Origin of the sequence: Sphingobacterium sp. (assembly GCF_032065005.1) — a bacterium.
Lineage (GTDB): Bacteria > Bacteroidota > Bacteroidia > Sphingobacteriales > Sphingobacteriaceae > Sphingobacterium.
In genome coordinates, this window is sequence record NZ_DAMBMM010000001.1 from 305830 (window position 1) to 323185 (window position 17356).

18 protein-coding genes are annotated in these 17356 nt (G+C 33.7%); all 18 read left to right on the forward strand.

What is annotated here, in order from left to right; genetic code table 11:
• Positions 1 to 94 precede the first annotated feature (94 nt).
• The 18 genes from RT138_RS01320 (at position 95) to RT138_RS01405 (ending at position 17343) form a co-directional block, all read left to right on the forward strand.
• Positions 95 to 1066: a glycosyltransferase family 2 protein gene (locus RT138_RS01320; protein ID WP_313189182.1), complete on the forward strand. Its 972-nt coding sequence runs from the start codon at positions 95 to 97 to the stop codon at positions 1064 to 1066.
• Positions 1056 to 1982, forward strand: a complete 927-nt coding sequence (locus RT138_RS01325) for a glycosyltransferase family 32 protein (RefSeq protein ID WP_313189183.1) — start codon at positions 1056 to 1058, stop codon at positions 1980 to 1982. The genes RT138_RS01320 and RT138_RS01325 overlap by 11 nt, the downstream gene beginning before the upstream one ends.
• A gap of 45 nt (positions 1983 to 2027) precedes the next feature.
• A complete protein-coding gene (locus RT138_RS01330; RefSeq protein WP_313189184.1) occupies positions 2028 to 2972 on the forward strand; it encodes a capsular polysaccharide synthesis protein in 945 nt (314 codons plus the stop codon).
• Between the two features lie 5 nt (positions 2973 to 2977).
• Positions 2978 to 3535, forward strand: a complete 558-nt coding sequence (locus RT138_RS01335) for a hypothetical protein (RefSeq protein WP_313189185.1) — start codon at positions 2978 to 2980, stop codon at positions 3533 to 3535.
• Positions 3536 to 3541: 6 nt separating this feature from the next.
• Complete coding sequence (locus tag RT138_RS01340; protein WP_313189186.1) at positions 3542 to 4462, forward strand: glycosyltransferase family 2 protein; 921 nt, start codon at positions 3542 to 3544, stop codon at positions 4460 to 4462.
• 33 nt (positions 4463 to 4495) lie between these two features.
• On the forward strand, positions 4496 to 5425 hold the full coding sequence (locus tag RT138_RS01345; RefSeq protein ID WP_313189187.1) for a glycosyltransferase family 8 protein: 930 nt from the start codon (positions 4496 to 4498) through the stop codon (positions 5423 to 5425).
• Between the two features lie 39 nt (positions 5426 to 5464).
• On the forward strand, positions 5465 to 6385 hold the full coding sequence (locus tag RT138_RS01350; RefSeq protein WP_313189188.1) for a capsular polysaccharide synthesis protein: 921 nt from the start codon (positions 5465 to 5467) through the stop codon (positions 6383 to 6385).
• 3 nt (positions 6386 to 6388) lie between these two features.
• The gene (locus RT138_RS01355) at positions 6389 to 7228 is read left to right on the forward strand and encodes a beta-1,6-N-acetylglucosaminyltransferase (protein WP_313189189.1); all 840 of its coding nucleotides are present in this window, start codon (positions 6389 to 6391) and stop codon (positions 7226 to 7228) included.
• A gap of 2 nt (positions 7229 to 7230) precedes the next feature.
• The gene (locus RT138_RS01360) at positions 7231 to 8106 is read left to right on the forward strand and encodes a beta-1,6-N-acetylglucosaminyltransferase (RefSeq protein WP_313189190.1); all 876 of its coding nucleotides are present in this window, start codon (positions 7231 to 7233) and stop codon (positions 8104 to 8106) included.
• Positions 8107 to 8124: 18 nt separating this feature from the next.
• A complete protein-coding gene (locus RT138_RS01365) occupies positions 8125 to 9111 on the forward strand; it encodes a glycosyltransferase (protein WP_313189191.1) in 987 nt (328 codons plus the stop codon).
• A 420-nt stretch (positions 9112 to 9531) separates the two neighbouring features.
• The gene (locus tag RT138_RS01370) at positions 9532 to 10413 is read left to right on the forward strand and encodes a hypothetical protein (RefSeq protein ID WP_254527397.1); all 882 of its coding nucleotides are present in this window, start codon (positions 9532 to 9534) and stop codon (positions 10411 to 10413) included.
• 10 nt (positions 10414 to 10423) lie between these two features.
• Positions 10424 to 11512, forward strand: coding sequence for a glycosyltransferase family 4 protein (locus RT138_RS01375; RefSeq protein WP_313189192.1), 1089 nt, complete (start codon positions 10424 to 10426; stop codon positions 11510 to 11512).
• Positions 11512 to 12615, forward strand: coding sequence for a glycosyltransferase family 1 protein (locus RT138_RS01380; RefSeq protein ID WP_313189193.1), 1104 nt, complete (start codon positions 11512 to 11514; stop codon positions 12613 to 12615). Before RT138_RS01375 ends, RT138_RS01380 begins: the two co-directional genes overlap by 1 nt.
• A 19-nt stretch (positions 12616 to 12634) precedes the next feature.
• Positions 12635 to 13750 carry a glycosyltransferase gene (locus RT138_RS01385; protein ID WP_313189194.1) on the forward strand — a complete coding sequence of 372 codons (1116 nt, stop codon included), beginning with the start codon at positions 12635 to 12637 and terminating at the stop codon, positions 13748 to 13750.
• A gap of 138 nt (positions 13751 to 13888) precedes the next feature.
• Entirely contained in the window at positions 13889 to 14338 is a 450-nt protein-coding gene (locus RT138_RS01390) for a S24/S26 family peptidase (protein WP_313189195.1), read from the forward strand.
• 3 nt (positions 14339 to 14341) lie between these two features.
• Positions 14342 to 14611: a PqqD family protein gene (locus RT138_RS01395; protein WP_313189196.1), complete on the forward strand. Its 270-nt coding sequence runs from the start codon at positions 14342 to 14344 to the stop codon at positions 14609 to 14611.
• Positions 14612 to 14615: 4 nt separating this feature from the next.
• Positions 14616 to 15713, forward strand: a complete 1098-nt coding sequence (locus tag RT138_RS01400; RefSeq protein WP_313189197.1) for a nucleotidyltransferase family protein — start codon at positions 14616 to 14618, stop codon at positions 15711 to 15713.
• A 4-nt stretch (positions 15714 to 15717) separates the two neighbouring features.
• Positions 15718 to 17343, forward strand: a complete 1626-nt coding sequence (locus RT138_RS01405) for an ABC transporter ATP-binding protein (RefSeq protein ID WP_313189198.1) — start codon at positions 15718 to 15720, stop codon at positions 17341 to 17343.
• Positions 17344 to 17356 lie beyond the last annotated feature (13 nt).

Consider the following 17356-nt stretch of genomic DNA (forward strand, 5'->3'; position numbering starts at 1 on the left):
ACGCCAAACAAACAACAATTTTTAACATAAGTAGTAACTATTTATCAAATAATAGGTTTTTGTTTAATGACTGAAACCTGTTGAGAATTTAACTATGGACGAAAATAAACAAGGAAATGTAGATGTTTCAGTTGTAATGACTACATACGGACATGAAGATTTTATTTTAAAAGCAATCAATGGGGTTGTGAGTCAGGAGTTTAATGGGGTTATTGAATTAATCATTTCGAATGATAAATCACCAGATAATACTCATCAGGTCGTCGAGAAATATATAAAAGAGAATCCCTGTCCGCCTAATATTATTATTAGGTATTATAATCATGAAGTTAATAAAGGTTCCATCAAAAACTTTATCTGGACCTTTAAGCAAGTGAAAGGAGAGTTTATCGCTGTTTGTGAGGGTGATGACTATTGGATCGATGTGAAAAAAATCCAGAGACAAGTTGATTACCTGAATGAAAATCAAGATTGCAACCTTGTATACCATAGAGTTCTACTATATGAGAATGAAGAGGGTCGGTTTATGCATGAAACCTTGAATAAAGAGGAGGAAAGTTGTAAAAAAACTATTGAAGAAATATCGAATGGTAATTTTATCCATACTCCTTCTGTACTCTGTAGGAATAACTTAAAATCTATCGATCTTTTAGAACATTCACTTGTTGGGGATTATGTATTGTGGTTTCTAAATGGTGAAATGGGCAAATACGGCTATTTACCGCAATTTATGGCGGTTTATAGGATGTCCAATATTTCTATTTTTGGAAAGAAATCTATCTATTTCCAATCCATCCATGTATTGAAGGCTGTTTTAAATCTAAAAAACTACACAAAAGTCAATAGTATTAAAAACAATTTTGTTCTTCAGAGCCAGAGGATTTCTGAAGATATAGGTATATCTGCTTTGTCTGGGAAAGAATTTATGGACCTTTTCAAGATCATGGTTAAGATTTCGCCTAGTAATGCAGCCTATTTAATAAAAAGGTTGGCTACCAAAATTTCATTCAAAAGAGCTGCAATAATCGCAATGTTCTTTTCAAACCTTGAACTTTATGGCGCTTAATCTCTCAAAATATCCAAAGGTTCTGCGGTGCCTTGCTGCTGGATATAGCAGGAGGATTTTCAATCTTCCGCTATTCTCCAATGAGGAGGCTGTTATTGAAATATGCCAGTCTCAGGAGAGAAGGGATGATATTCCTAAAATAATCTGGATCTATTGGGAAGAAGATGAGTTGCCACAAATCGTAAAGGGGTCAATAGAAAAAATAATTAAACTTAATCCCGATTTTGAAGTTAGGGTTCTTTCTAGTCATACTCTAAAAAGTTATCTACCTGATTTTTATTGCCATACCGAAGTTCCTGTTCCTAATAAGACCGATTTAATAAGATTAGAATTGTTATATCGATACGGAGGGATTTGGATGGATGCAACTATCATCTTACAAGAAAGTTTGAACTGGATATATCAGGATTCTTTAAGGAACAAATACGATGTCATTGGATATTACAGGGGAGTAAATACCTATGATAACAACTTTCCAGTTATTGAAACTTGGTTTTTAGCTTCTCAGGTCGGCAACAAATTTATAAAAGATTGGCTGCAAGTCCTTAGTCCATTAAGGGAAATGGGAAGTCTCCAATATTTTAAGAATTTAAAGGAGAGGGACGATTATGCCATAATCCAGAAAAACATTGAGCCTCCTTCATATTTATTGGTTTACCTGGCTTGTCAGATTGCTCAAAGAAACACACTTGGATATAATTTATATCTACGCAAAGCAGAAGCAAATGCCTTCTTTTTACAAAATCACTATGAATGGAATTCTAATGTAATTTCTTATGCCCTAACTCGTTTGGACGCAAGTCAATCAAATTATAAACTCATTAAGTTGACATCAGGGGATAGGTCTCTGTTAAATAGTTTGGAGGAGTTGAGGTTGATTAATAAAAGAAGTTTTATTGGTCAGTTATTGAATTGAAAATCTTAGAAAATAAAGTTTTTGAATAAATAACAAACATGTTTTATGATTGAAAAGGAATTAGTTAATTTTATTAAAAGTTTTGGAGTTAATTTTCTAAAGAATAGTTGCATTCAGAATGGAACACATCATTTAGAAAGTAATATTTCATTGCTTAAAAAGAATACTATTTCCTCTGTCAAAATACCTAAAAAAGTATGGATCTATTGGGATTCTTTACAGGTTCCAGATTTGATAAAGGCAATAATTGAAAACAACAAAAGGAAAAACCCTACCTATGAATTTACGGTGTTGAATGAAATCAATCTCTTTGATTTCATCCCAAAAGTTGATTTTCATAAAGACATGTTGGCTGCCCACAAAGCAGATTATATCCGATTGAAATTACTGTCGATTAATGGTGGTATTTGGTTAGATGCGACTACTATTCTGGTAGATAATTTAGATTGGATAGAAGAGATGAGTAATTCAAACCATTATGATTTGATCGGTTATTACCGTGAGAAAAGTACTGTTTGTAAAGAGTTTCCCATTGTAGAAACTTGGTTTTTAGCAACAGGGCCGAACAATTATTTTATTAACCGTTGGCTTGAAATGTTCTCTCCAATAATAAAACATGGTAGTAAAGGGTTTTTTGAAGTTTTAAAAACAAGAGCGGATTATAAATTGATTTCACAAGACTTGTCAAATCCAGCTTATCTCATGTTAAATATGTGTGAGCAGATTGCTAGCCGAGAATTGAAGGATGTAAATATGTACTTGAAAAAATGTGAGGACAGTGCATTTTTTATTCAGGAAAATTGTGATTGGGATTTTAACAGGATTAATTATGTCCTATGTAGACAAAAAATGAACATTAATAATTTTCCTGTTTTGAAATTGACATCAAAGGATAGGGAGTTAATTGAATATTATTCAAAGGTCAATTTGATTAAAAGAGAGAGTATAATAGGCCAAATTCTAAATAATAAATCGAACGTAGCATCATAATATTCATGTTGAATAAATATAAAAACTACACAAAGAGCCAATATATAAAAGGTGACAGAATGTATTATCCAGCAAGATTTTCTAGGGAAAGTATAATTGATTGGATACTTTGTTCTGAAAGATATCTTTTGAGGTCATATGTAGTTGCCTTAAGGTCTGAGGAATATTATACTTTTTTGCAACCTAACAAATTGTTGAAATTTTATTATACGAGAAAGAAAAATAAACTCGGATCAAAGCTTGGTTTCTTTATACCTGCAGGATGTTTCGGATTAGGTTTGCACTTAGCACATTATGGTTCCATAATTATCAATCCTAAAGCCAGGATTGGGGAAAACTGTACTATTCATGGGAATTGTTGCATTGGCAATACTGGAAGTGATGATAATGGCTTGCCGGTCATAGGAGATTTTGTGGATTTTGGTCAGGGTTGCCAAGTTTTAGGAGATATTAAAATATCGAATCATGTAAAAATTGGAGCAGGTTCAATTGTGTTAAATTCAATCCTTGAGGAAGGTGTTTCTGTTGTTGGAATTCCAGGTAGGGTAATCGTTAAAAAATAATCAAGTATGTTAATTTCATTTGTTCTTCCAGCTTATAAATCGAAATTCCTTAAACAAGCTATCGATAGTATATTAGATCAGACTTATTCAGAAATAGAATTAATAATTATAGATGATAATTCTCCAGAAAACTTATATGATATAGTTTCCACCTATCAGGATCCAAGAATTTCTTATTATAAAAACGAAGTAAATATTGGGGGGAAAGATCTTGTAGCGCAATGGAATAAATCAATTGATTATGCAAAAGGAGAATATTTAGTTTTAGCTGCAGATGATGATCTTTACCATCCTGAATTTACTTCAGATTGTATAGAGCTGATTCAGAAATATCCCGAGGTAGATATTTTACGCGCTCGGGTCTCAGTAATAAATGATGCTGGCGAACTATTAGAGATCGATGGAATATTGGCCGAAAAGTGTAGCCAGATGGAGTATGTTTATGATTGGGTAAAAGGCATTCCGTTTGTATGTATTGGAAATTACATGTTTAAGACTAAAGTGATTCAAAATGAAAGGTTTGACAGTTTGCCTTTTGCCTTTGGAACAGATACCATTAGTACAGTAAAGCTGGCAAAGAATGGGATAGCTAATACAAGTCAATTATTATTTGATTTTAGGGTCTCAGATATTCACCTTTCAAGTGATAAAACAAAATATGAACATAAAATAAAGGCAATTACCCATCTTTATACCATGATGCGAGCAATTGATTATAATCAGCCAAAGGATGAAATTGAGAAGCTGTGTTTGCAAAAGATCCAATGGGACACTCTTTATCAAAAATGTGTTTATGATTATTATAATGTTGCTGTTAAGAATTTGCCTATAAATAAAGCAAGATGTATAGAGAATTGTGAATTATTAAGTAGAAAGGATAAAATGATTATGTACTTTAGATTTTTCAAGGACAAACTACTTCGTTAGTTAAAGTAAAAGTCCTAATAATTTATATTTTTTATGCGTGTTTCGGTCCCAATAGTAGTCGCATTTACTGAGAATTATTTTATTCCTGCAGTAACCTGTTTGTCTTCCATTTTAAAGAATTCAAATCCAAAATATCAATTTGAAGTAATCTGTTTATTAACGAAAGATCTTCCTGAGGATCTACAGGGCTTATTGGCGAAGTTAAATCCACAACGGATGAAATTCACCTTTTTAAACCTTGATGGGGCATTAGAAGGGGTTTATGTAGATGAGCGATATACCATTGCTGCCTCATTTCGATTATTATTACCCGAGCTTCTGAAGCAATATGACCGTGTAATTTATACCGATTGCGATGTTATCATTCAAAAAGATCTTGGTGAATTATATGAATCAACGGATTTAGACGGTAACTACTTAGCTGCCGTTTATGAAGCTGCATTGGAATCACAGATACCATATTTAGAAGAAATTGGTTGTGAGCCCGGTTTCTACTTTAATTCTGGCTTTTTGCTGATGAACTTGGAGTTAATGCGCCAAGACAATATGTCGAAAAAGTTTATTGATGGTCTGAAGGTTCCTTATTTACAATTCCCAGATCAGGATGTCCTCAATATTTATTGTAAAGGGAAAGTATTAGGCCTATCTCCTGTATATAACGGGATTCGTACTTTTTTCCTTCCCCAGTTCAAACCTGATTTTCTGAAAAAATATACGGAGACTGATTGGAATCAGATTCAAAAAAGTGGAACAATACATTATACAGGGGGTAAACCATGGAATGAGCTGACCATAAAATTTGAAGTTTGGTGGAAGTATTATTTTGACTTACCTCAAGAATATAAAGAAAAGTGGAATCCAAATAAGAAGCTACAATCATTAGCGAAGTTACTGCTAACGCCAATCTTAGGGAATGTTAGTTTAAGTTCAATTGCGTTAATTCGAAAAATTAAAAATATTTGATTATTAATAATTTTTTTCAATTCTCTAATTTATTGAAAGGTGCTAGAAAGTATAAAGAAATTACCCATAATTAGTCAAATCTGGTCATTCATAAGAAAGACCAAGATTATCAAGAAGCACAAGGAAGTTGCTGATTTTTGGCATCCTGTAATCGATCAATATTATTCTGGTCAAATTGATCTTGAAAATTTAAAACCTAAAAAAGAATTCCAATCCGATAGAATTATTTGGCAGTATTGGGGCCAGGGTTGTAACAATGATTCTCTTCCTGAGGTTGTCAAACATTGTTTTGATTCAGTAGACCAATATAAAGCCGATTATTTAGTAATTCGAATTGACGACTCAAATTATAAGGATTATGTAGATCTTCCAGATTATGTCGTTGAAAAATTAGAAAAGGGCATTTTTAAGAGAACTTTTTTTTCTGACCTACTTCGACTTTCATTACTCAGTCTTTATGGAGGCGTGTGGCTTGATGCAACGATTTTACTGACAGCTCCATTAGATGATAAATTAAAATCCTTGCCCTATTTTATGTATCAAAGGGATAATAAGGAGCAAAAAAAGAATTTTTGGGAGAATAGTTACGCCTTTTACTGGGGATGGGACCAAGAATTTAAAGTCAAGGTATTAAATAGCATTATTTATGCTGAAAAAGGCAATGCCTTGATAACAGATATGTTGGAGTTGATATTATATTATTGGCGCACGCAAAATGAAATTATAGATTATTTCTTCTTTCAAATTTTATATAATGAGCTTGTGGAAGGTAAATTAAAAGATAAACAGTGTCAAGTGGTCAGTGATGTGTATCCTCATATCCTTCAGACTAAATTCAATGGTGTGGAAGGATTAATGGATTATAGGCAGGCTTTGAATTTTACATCAACTCATAAAATGTCTTATTTTGACGCTGATGGTATGAAGAAAATGAATGCATTTTTACAAAAATCGAATTAAATTATGAAACACGCATTCCTGATTATAGCTCATAATGAATTTGATATACTATCAATTTTGGTCGATCTTTTAGACGATACTCGAAATGATATCTTCATCCATATTGATAAGAAAGTGAATGATTTACCATCATTAAAAACTAAATTTTCGAATTTATTTTTTGTGGATAACTCAAACAGGGTAGATGTTAGGTGGGGAGATATCAGCCAGATTGAAGCAGAATTTGCCCTTTTTGACTTGGCAAATCAAAATGGTCCTTATGCCTATTATCACATGATTTCCGGAGTACATCTGCCATTGGTCAAGCAAGATACCTTTCATGAATATTTCTCGTCCATACCCGTTTCCCAAGTATTCGTTCCGATGCCCTCGAGTCCTGAAGAACTTGAAAGGAAAGGGAATCGTATGAATTTATTTATGAAGAGTTTTAACTCCAGTTTGATGTCTCAAAGGTTATGGAGGGTAGGAATCAAGGTACAGGACCTACTTGGCGTCTATGTAAATAAAGATCGCACTTTTATTAAAGCTTCAAACTGGGTAAGTATTACAGATGATGCCGTTAAATTCCTTCTGGCTAAGAAGAAAACAATATTAAAAAAATATAAATATACCATGTGCGGAGATGAGCTTTTCGTACCTACTGAACTTGTGTATTCAGGAAAAAATTGGAATATTATGTATTCTGACAGGGTATTGATGCATAAAGTTGGGAATGCAAATTCAACAGTTTTCTCTAATGAAGATCTCGGATCCTTATTAGAATCTAATTGCTTATTTGCAAGGAAATTTAGCTCAACGCATTTTGGAATAGTTGAAAAGATATTGGATAGAATTAAATCCTAATTATGAAACATGCATACCTGATATTAGCTCATAATGAGTTTGAGGTTTTAAATAGACTTATTGAATCTCTTGATGATGTGAGAAATGATATCTATATCCACTTCGATGCAAAAGTTAAAGAGTTACCAACCTTAGCGGTAAAATTTTCAAAATTATTTATTCTGGAAAACCGCGTAGATGTTAAATGGGGAGATGTAACCGTAGTCGAAGCCGAACTGAATCTTTTCGAGGCAGCCTCAAAAAACAAGTCCTATCAATATTACCACTTATTATCAGGGGTGGATATGCCAATAAAGTCCCAAGATTACATTCATCAATTTTTTAACTCCAACCAAGGGAAGGAGTTTATTGGTTTTTATACGGGGGATATAAGTAAAGAAATCGATCGAAAGGTGAGAAGGACCCATTTGTTTTCAAGTTCTTTTAGATCGAGTGAAGGAGTTTCCAATCAATTGAAAAGAATTGCAAGAGCAAGTTTAATTAGAGTTCAGGAACTTGTTGGTTATAAAAGGAATAAGAGTGTTGAATTCAAGAAAGGGACGCAATGGTTAAGTATTTCTGATGGCTTGGTTAAACTAACTTTAAAGGATAAGAATAAGATTCTGCGAATGTATCAAAACAGTTTTTGCTGTGATGAAATCGTAGTTCAAACGATTTGTTGGAATTCCGTGTACAAAAATAAAGTTTATGATTACAAAGATGAGGGAAGAGGCTGTATGCGAGAGATTAGATGGGAAAATAATGTGATCAGAGATTGGGAAGATGCTGATTTTGAGTATTTAATACAATCAGATAAATTGTTTGCACGGAAGTTTAATTCTAAGAGTATCAATGTTGTAGATAAAATTCTACAGCATGTTCAGACAAATAAAGCTTAGTTTTGTGGGGACTTGAAAATGAATAGAAAGCCACTAATTTCGATAATTGTTCCTGTTTATAATGCAGAGAAAACTTTGCATATATGTTTGGATTCTTTATCATCCCAGACTTACAAAAATTTACAGATTATTTTCATCAATGATTGTAGCACAGACAACAGCTTACAAGTGTTGGAAAAGTTTAGGGAGCAATCACAATTTGATGTAGAAATCATTATCCATGAAGTGAATAGGGGTGTTGCAGCCGCTAGAAACACGGGTTTGGATGCTGTAAAAGGGGAGTATATTTATTTTGTTGATGCAGATGATGCAATTGACCATGATGCTTTGGAATTGTCGGCTGAAAAGGCAGAAAAAGAGAATCTAGATATTTTGGGATTTAGTTGGTATCTGACTTTTGAGAAAAATGAAAGAAAGATGAATCAGCCAAATTTCGAATCCCCGATGGAGGCAATTGAAAAGATGATGAGGGGAACGATGAGGTGGAACCTTTGGCTGTTTTTATTCAAAACAAAATTATTTGTTGACCATAATATTAAGTTCATTGAAGGCAAAAATATGGGTGAGGATCTGATGGTTGCCATTAAATTGTTCTGTAATGCTAAAAAAGTAGCTTATTTAGACCGCCATTTTTATCACTATGGGCAAAGTAATACTGCTTCATTGACAAAAACCTATTCGGATAGCCATATTGAGCAAGTGTCAGCAAACGTTGAAGACGTTGAAAACTATTTAAAAAACAGTGAATTATCAGATAAGTTAGGTAACTTAATATATTATTTAAAATTAAATATAAAACTACCATTATTAATTTCTGAAAAAATCTCTCAATATGAAAAGTGGCTAAGCTGGTTTCCAGAGGCTAATCCGTATGTAATGGAAAACACAGCCTTGCCTATGAGAACAAGACTTTTACAATTAGCTGCAGTCAAAAAACAATTTTGGCTGATTAAACTTTATAATAGAGTGGTTTTGAGAATGGTTTATGGGGTATTGTATAAATAATCATTGTACTATATGATTCGATTGTTGCTTTATATTATTCTAGGAGCTTCGGTGAGTTTTTATCTCTTCCCGATCTCTTTCACTTTTCTTCCTAGCCTAAACACCAAAATGATCCTCGCTTTGCTAGGTGTCATGTTTGCAGGGATGAATTGGTTAATGGAAAAAGAAATTAAAATTTCAAAAGGGTTTTTAGTTTCAGTCATATTAGCATTGTTGTTTTCATTCATCTGCTTCTATTCTACCGACATAAATAAGACTACCGATTACGCCTATGCTTCTTATATTCTAAGTTTTGCGGTTTGGTACTTTGGAGCATATGCTATCTGTACAATGATTAAATCAGTTCATGGAAAAGTAGATTTTAAGTTAATAACTTTTTATGCCACAGCCGTTTGTGTCTTTCAATGTATAGCAGCACTTATGATTGATAATATCCCAAGTGTCAAGCTTTTCGTAGATAGTTATGTGTCTCAAGGCCAAGAGTTCTTTGAAGAGGTCGGAAGACTTTATGGGATTGGTGCAGCCTTAGACCCTGCAGGTGTTAGGTTTACCATTGTTTTATTAATGATTACTGCAACCCTAAATAATGATGAAAAAGTTAGGAACAATACATGGTCAATCAGTTTATTGTTAATTGCCTTTTTCTTTATCGCTATTATTGGAAATGCCATCTCTAGAACGACCATTTTAGGACTGGGTGCATCCTTAGGCTATTTAGTATTTGGATCATCCGTATTTAGACAAGCAGTAAAGAAGTATTCTGGGAAATTAAGTCTTTTGTTCGGATTATTTCTAGTGGTTGCCATTGGAGTATCCATTTACCTATACAATACCAACGCAGAGTTCTATGATCAAATGCGTTTTGCCTTTGAGGGATTCTTCAATTACGTTGAAAAAGGTGAATGGAGAACAGATTCAACAGATAAGTTGAATAGAGAAATGTGGGTATGGCCAGAGGATCAGAAAACTTGGTTAATAGGTACTGGATTATTTGACAACTTCGTATTCAGTACAGATATTGGCTATTGTCGTTTTATTCTTTACTCAGGCTTAATTGGCTTTTCAGTATTCGCCCTCTTGTTTGTGGTAAATGCCTTGGTTTTTATGAAAAGACACCCAGATTATTGGATGTTTTTCTTGATTTTATTGGTTTTGACCTTCGTTATCTGGTTCAAGGTTGCAACCGATATCTTCTTTATATACGCAGTTTTTTATTGCATCGATTCGTTAAAGGTTACAGAAGATATAGCTGAAAAAGAAGAAGTTTATGAAGATAGTTTATTGCATCCTAGGTACATTTAACTCAGGAGGTATGGAACGAGTATTGGCAAATAAGACCAATTATCTTGCTAAACTTGGCCACGAAATCAGCATCATTACTACTGATCAGAAAAATCGAAAACCTTATTTTGATTTAGATGATTCTATAAAACAAATTGATTTAGGCATAAATTATACTGAAAATAATAGTTCTGGTCTTCTTAAAAAGCTAGTTGATTATCCCCAGAAGCAGGCATTGCATAAAAGAAGGCTAACTGAACAACTACTAGCAATCCAACCTGATATCTGTGTTTCCCTATTCGATCATGAAGTAGACATATTGCCAGGGATTAAAGATGGAAGCAAGAAAATTGTAGAAATACATTTTTCAAGATTTAAAAGATTGCAATATGGTCGGAGAGGATTTTGGAAGTTAATTGATGGCTATAGAAGTAAAAAAGACCTAAATACCGTTCAGAAATATGATAAGTTCGTCGTCCTAACAGATGAAGACAAATCTTATTGGGGCGATCTTCCGAATATCATTGTAATTCCTAATGCCAATAGCTTTCCATTTTCGCAACGAAGTAAATTAACTTCTAAAAATGTTATTGCTGTCGGACGTTATGATTATCAAAAAAGATTTGAGGATTTAGTGGATGTTTGGAAAATAGTGCATCAACAAGAGCCAGATTGGAAGTTGAATATCTATGGAAAAGGACCAGAAAGGGAAAACTTACAGAATCAAATCAATAAGTTGGGCCTTGAAAAGACTTTAATTCTTCAAGAACCAGTAAGGAATATAGACCAACAATACCTAGATAGCTCAATGATTGCCATGACTTCAAGGTATGAAGGTTTACCGATGGCCTTGCTAGAGGGGCAGGCGTCTGGATTGCCTATGATATCCTATGCGTGTAAATGTGGGCCACGTGACATTATCCAGAACGGTAAAAATGGATACTTATTAGAAGAAGAGGATAAAGCAGGCATGGCAAGTAAAATAGTAGAATTGATACGTGATCCAGAATTAAGAGATTCGATGGGAGAGCAGGCATTTGAAATGTCCGAAAAATTTTCAGAAGCAGCAGTAATGAGAAAATGGATTCAATTGTTTAATGATGCTTTGAATAATCGCTAATGAAAACTATTGTAATATCTGCCGTAAATTTAGTTGAAGCTGGTACCTTGGCTATTCTTCAGGACTGCTTGAAGTTTTTGTCAGATTATGCTGTGCGGAATGGATACCGTGTCGTAGCTATTGTTTATAAAAGAGAATTAACCGATTTTCCCAACATTGAATATATTGAGACGCAATGGCCAAAGAAAAGATGGGTAAATAGGCTTTGGTATGAATATGTCTCTTTAAAAAAGATTTCGAAAGAAATAGGACCTGTTGAATTATGGTTTGCTTTACATGATACAAGCCCTTCCGTGGTTGCAAATAGGAGAGCGGTATATTGTCATAATTCATTTTCCTTCTATAAATGGAAAATGAACGATCTGTTTTTTGCACCTAAAATTGCCATGTTTGCAATTTTTACCAAACTCATCTATAAGACCAACATCCATAAAAATGAGTATTTAGTGGTTCAACAAGAATGGTTTAGAAGAGGTCTAAGCAAAATGTTTGATATTGATCCTAAAAAAATTATTGTTACCAGACCGAAAATTGTTGACAATACAGTGGAGGTCTTAGATCAAAAGGCCAGTTCTAATTATAACTTTTTATTTGCTGGTTCTCCAAATAGCCATAAGAATTTTGAGGTTATCTGTGAAGCCGCTAGAATATTAAGGTCTGATTATGGTCTAAACAATTTTAAGGCTACCATCACAGTAAAAGGCAATGAGAATAAATATGCCAATTGGCTAAAAAATAAATGGGGAAGTGTAAATAATATTGAGTTTTTAGGTTTTATCCCAAAAGCGAAATTGCTTGAGCTCTATGGAATGACCGACTGTCTTATCTATCCTTCAAAAGTTGAATCTTGGGGGCTGCCAATTTCTGAATTCAAGAAATATGATAGACCTATGCTTCTGGCTGATTTACCTTATGCTCATGAAACTGCAGAAGGAAGTAAATTGACGGCCTTTTTTAATCCGGATGACCCAAAGGAATTGGCTGATCTAATGGCTCAATTAATAAAAGGAGATTATTCTTCACTAAAACCAAAACCGGTTGTTCCACTTGATGAACCAAAAGCTGACAATTGGGAGGAATTATTTAATATTTTACTAAAATAACCGACGTACAGTTTATCATATGAAAGTTCTACAATTAGGTAAGTTTTATCCGATCAGAGGAGGAGTTGAAAAGGTTGAATACGATTTGATGCTTGGTTTATCAAATCAAGGTGTTCATTGCGATATGCTTTGTGCTTCCACAGAAGACCATCCAGAGGCTACCATACATCTTAATAAGTTTGCAACACTATTTGTTGTTCCGACTCAAATAAATGCTGCAGCGACCAAATTAGCCCCTAAAATGATCACTAAACTCCGCAAGATATGTAGGAACTATGATGTCATTCATGTACATCATCCTGATCCAATGGCTACTTTGGCGTTGTTTTTATCAAATTATAAAGGGAAGGTCGTTCTTCATTGGCATAGTGATATCTTGAAGCAGAAGACTTTATTGAGGCTGTATAAGCCACTTCAGGATTGGTTGATCAAGAGAGCCGATGTTGTTGTAGGAACTACGCCAATTTACGTTGAGCAGTCCAAGTTTCTTAAGGAAGTTCAACCAAAAGTGGATTTTATTCCAATTGGTGTGGATGTTGATCCTGAAATATCTCCTCTGCTTGAAAATATAAAAAAGGAATATCCGAATAAGAAGATAATTTTTTCATTGGGACGGTTAGTTGAATACAAAGGCTATGAATACTTAATTAAGTCCGCCAAATACCTTGACGATAGTTATCAAATTGTAATCGGTGGCAAAGGACCGCTGAAGGAAGAACTCGATGCTTTGATCAATGAAAACGGATTAGGATCCAAGGTGAAATTACTAGGATTTATGACTGATGAAGAAGTGGCTGGATATTATCAAGCCTGTGATTTGTTTTGTTTAAGCTCCATCTTAAAGACTGAGGCATTTGCTATTGTTCAAATCGAGGCAATGGGATATGGTAAACCTATTGTTTCCACCAGGATCCCTGAATCTGGCGTAAGCTGGGTAAATCAAAATGGGGTTTCGGGATTGACCGTAGAAATAGAAGATGAACGGTCTTTAGCGGATTCATTCACTACAATACTGACCAACGAAGATGTCTACAAAAATCTATCGGATGGAGCGAGAAAACGCTATTTTGAGCATTTTACGCGACAAAAAATGGTAGATAAATGTTTACAAATATATAATAAGATTTTAGCCTAATATTGCCAATACCTAATTTAGCGCAAAATCGTAGAAGATGATTTTTATTGACGTTCAACAAATTTTCTTGCGATTCTTTCGTTGTTCTTATTCTTTCTTGCTAAATTATCATTATTTAACCTAAAAAAATATTGATTAATGGACGAAAACATGAATGCAAAGAGCCATAAGGTTCCTAATCAATTATTTTTCAATTTAATCCAAGAAGATCTTAACCTTGGAAAAACCGTGAAATTTAATGTTTCAGGAAACAGTATGTTGCCCTTTTTAAAGCATGCAGATCAAGTTACAATCAAACAACCCATTAATAATAATGTTAATATAGGTGACATTCTTTTAGCCAAGCATGAAGGTAAAATAGTTTTACATCGATTAGTTGGAATTAAAGATGGTAAACTAATCCTTGCAGGCGATGGAAATCTCTATCAAAAGGAAATTATCCTTAAAGATGATGTGTTAGCAATCGTAATGAATGGCTTCAGAGATCGTAAAGAGCTTAATGTTAATTCTTGGTATAAAAAGAAGTTAGGGATGTTGTGGTACTATTTAAGGCCATTTAGATACCTCATAAGTAAATTTAATAGTTGAAAAATGAAATTGAGAACTGATTTGCAGCTTCGAAAATTAGGAAATGACCATATCATCATTGATCCTGGTCAGGAAATGATTGATATGTCCAAAGTTTTTACACTAAATGAGACTGCTGCATTTTTATGGGAAGAGTTACAAGGTAAAGAATTTACTGAAGAAACTATTTCCGATATTTTATTGGAAAATTATGAAGTGAATGAGGATGTGGCGGTAAAAGATGCCAAAAAGCTTATCCAGACCTTTATAAAAGGAGGTCTAATCAGAGATTAAAGTAATGCTAAATAACAGGATTATTAATATATTTTTTTTATTACTTAAATCTGGACTGTGGAAAAATGCTAATTTAGATACAGAGTTATTTCCTTTAACTAACCGAGAATGGGAAGAAATCTATAAAATTAGTATAAATCAAACCGTAGAATGTATCGTATTTGACGGTATTCAAAAATTAGAGCCAAAATACCAACCTAGTAAAATTTTGTTGTTGAACTGGGCGGTGAGAGTTGAAAAGCATGCTCAAAGGAATGAAAGAATGAATGAGATCATCATCAAATTACATTCGCTGTTCCAGGAACATCAAGTAAACAGCATTTTGTTGAAAGGCCAAGGGCTTGCAAAATGCTATGACAATCCTGCTAGAAGGGTATGTGGCGATATAGATCTATTTTTTGAGGACAAAAACACTTATACGAAGGCATTTAATATTATTAACGAAAAAGGGTTAGAGATCAATTCTATGCCCGGATTTAGTTCCGAATACAATTTTGAAGGATTTGAAGTCGAACATCATCGCAATATGTTTGATATCCATAATCCATTCGTTCAAAAAAAACTGGAGAAAATCCGATTGGAGGAGATCAATAACTTCACAACTTTAAATATTGAGAACACTAAAATAAAATTACCTTCTGCATTAGAAACAATTATCCAAGCAAATTCCCATATCCTAAAGCATTTGCTATCATATGGTATAGGAATACGTCAATTATGTGATTCTGCAAGGATATATGCGCATTATAATCAAGAGTTGAGAACAAAAAATTTAAAAGAAATCTATTCCTCTTTGGGAATAAAGAATTGGGTAGATATGTTGCACCTCTTGTTAGTTAAATATTTGGGTTTAGAAGAATCTAATCTGCCTTATAAACTGACAGCAAATTTAGACGCAGATTGGATGATGGAGGATATTTTGGTGTCAGGGAATTTTGGGTTTCATAATGCAAATTTTGTAGATAAAGAAATCAATTTGAATGGCGGACGAGCGAATAAGAAAAGTAGGATATGGAAAAGTTTTTTGAAGTATGTTAAGGTAACGCCTTCAGAAGCAATCTGGTTTCCAATAATGCAATATTATTCAAGGTTCAAAATATAAAGTATTGTTAGCAGGAATTACATATCAGCTAAAATGGGCTTGGGAACAAGCAAAGGGACATAAAAATGAACTGATAGTTTTTTTCATCCTAGAGTTAATTGGAATTGCCTGTTCGTTATATTTTGTCGTTTGGTCAAAACATGCAATTGATTTTGCAATAAGCGGTGATAAAGCTTCTGTAGATAAAGCACTAATATTAACCGTATTATTTATCGTTCTTGGACTTATTGTTAAAGCTTGGGGATCTTGGATCAATGAAAGGACAAGAGCAAAAATGCTCATTGAAGTTCAAAATAAACTGATCAAGATCCAGATGTTGTCAAGATGGAAAGTAATTAAGAATTGGCACACTGGAGATATGCAGATAAGAATAAATAATGACGCCAATGAAATCGTGCAGATGATTGGATTCTCATTTATTTCCTTTCTGATTACAGTGATCAAATTACTTGCTTCGTTTGCATTGCTTTGGTCCATGGATCCAATGCTTGCATTATTGATTTTGGCGATTTCACCATTGTTCATTTTTACCAAAATTTATTTCAAAAAACTAAGATTTATCAATAAATCTTTGAAAAAAGCAGAATCAAATTTAGGTAAAGTAGTGCAAGAAAACTTGAGATTCAGAATGGTTCTCAGAGCTCTGGGACTTCAGAATTTCAGATGGCAAAAAGTTGAAGAGAGCCAAGCTAACATATATGGTTTAAAATTGAAATTGTTGAATTTTTCAACGCTTTCACAGAGTTCTTTGAAGTTACTTATCAATATCGGTTTCCTTCTGACTTTTGTCTGGGGAGTTTATAAATTGAGAACTGATGAAATTACATTTGGAATGATGACTGCCTTCCTTCAGTTAGTTGGAAGGATTCAAGGGCCATTATTGCTCCTAATGAGTTTTATTCCTGTCTTTATAAAATATAGAACAGCAGCTGAGAGGGTGGAAGAGGTGTATAATACAGAAGTTGAAGAAGAATATTCACCTGAATTTATCAAAGATCCATATGAATTGATCATCAAAAACTTAAGCTTTAAGTATGAAGACAATTTGGTGATTGATGATTTTAACCTGAAGGTTAAAAAGGGCGAGCCTACAGCCATCATTGGTTCAAGCGGCAAGGGAAAAACAACGCTGATTAGATTGTTGTTAGCTGTTATCCAGCCTAACAAGGGTGAAATTTATGTGGAGACTGGACTAAAAACCTATGCGATTAATCATAATCACCGAGTAAATATAGCTTATGTTCCGCAAGGAGATAAATTGTTTTCAGGTACCATTAAGGAAAATATCCTGACTGATACTGAAAATGTTAATCCTGAAAAGATATACGAGGTTTTATACCTGAGTTGTTCAGAGTTTGTTTATGACCTTCCTGATGGTTTGAATACAGTAGTTGGAGAATCTGGCTATGGTCTTTCCGAAGGGCAGGCACAGCGGATTGCACTGGCAAGGGCATTAATGAAGGAAAACAGCATTTGGTTATTTGATGAAGTAACATCCGCTTTAGATCATAAAACATCAGAACTATTGATAGAGAGATTGATGAGTGCAGCGAAGAACAAAATTGTAATTTTTGTAACACACGACTTAAAATTGGCCGAGAAATGTAGTCAATCGGTTTATATGCAGTAAAAAAAATTTTTTG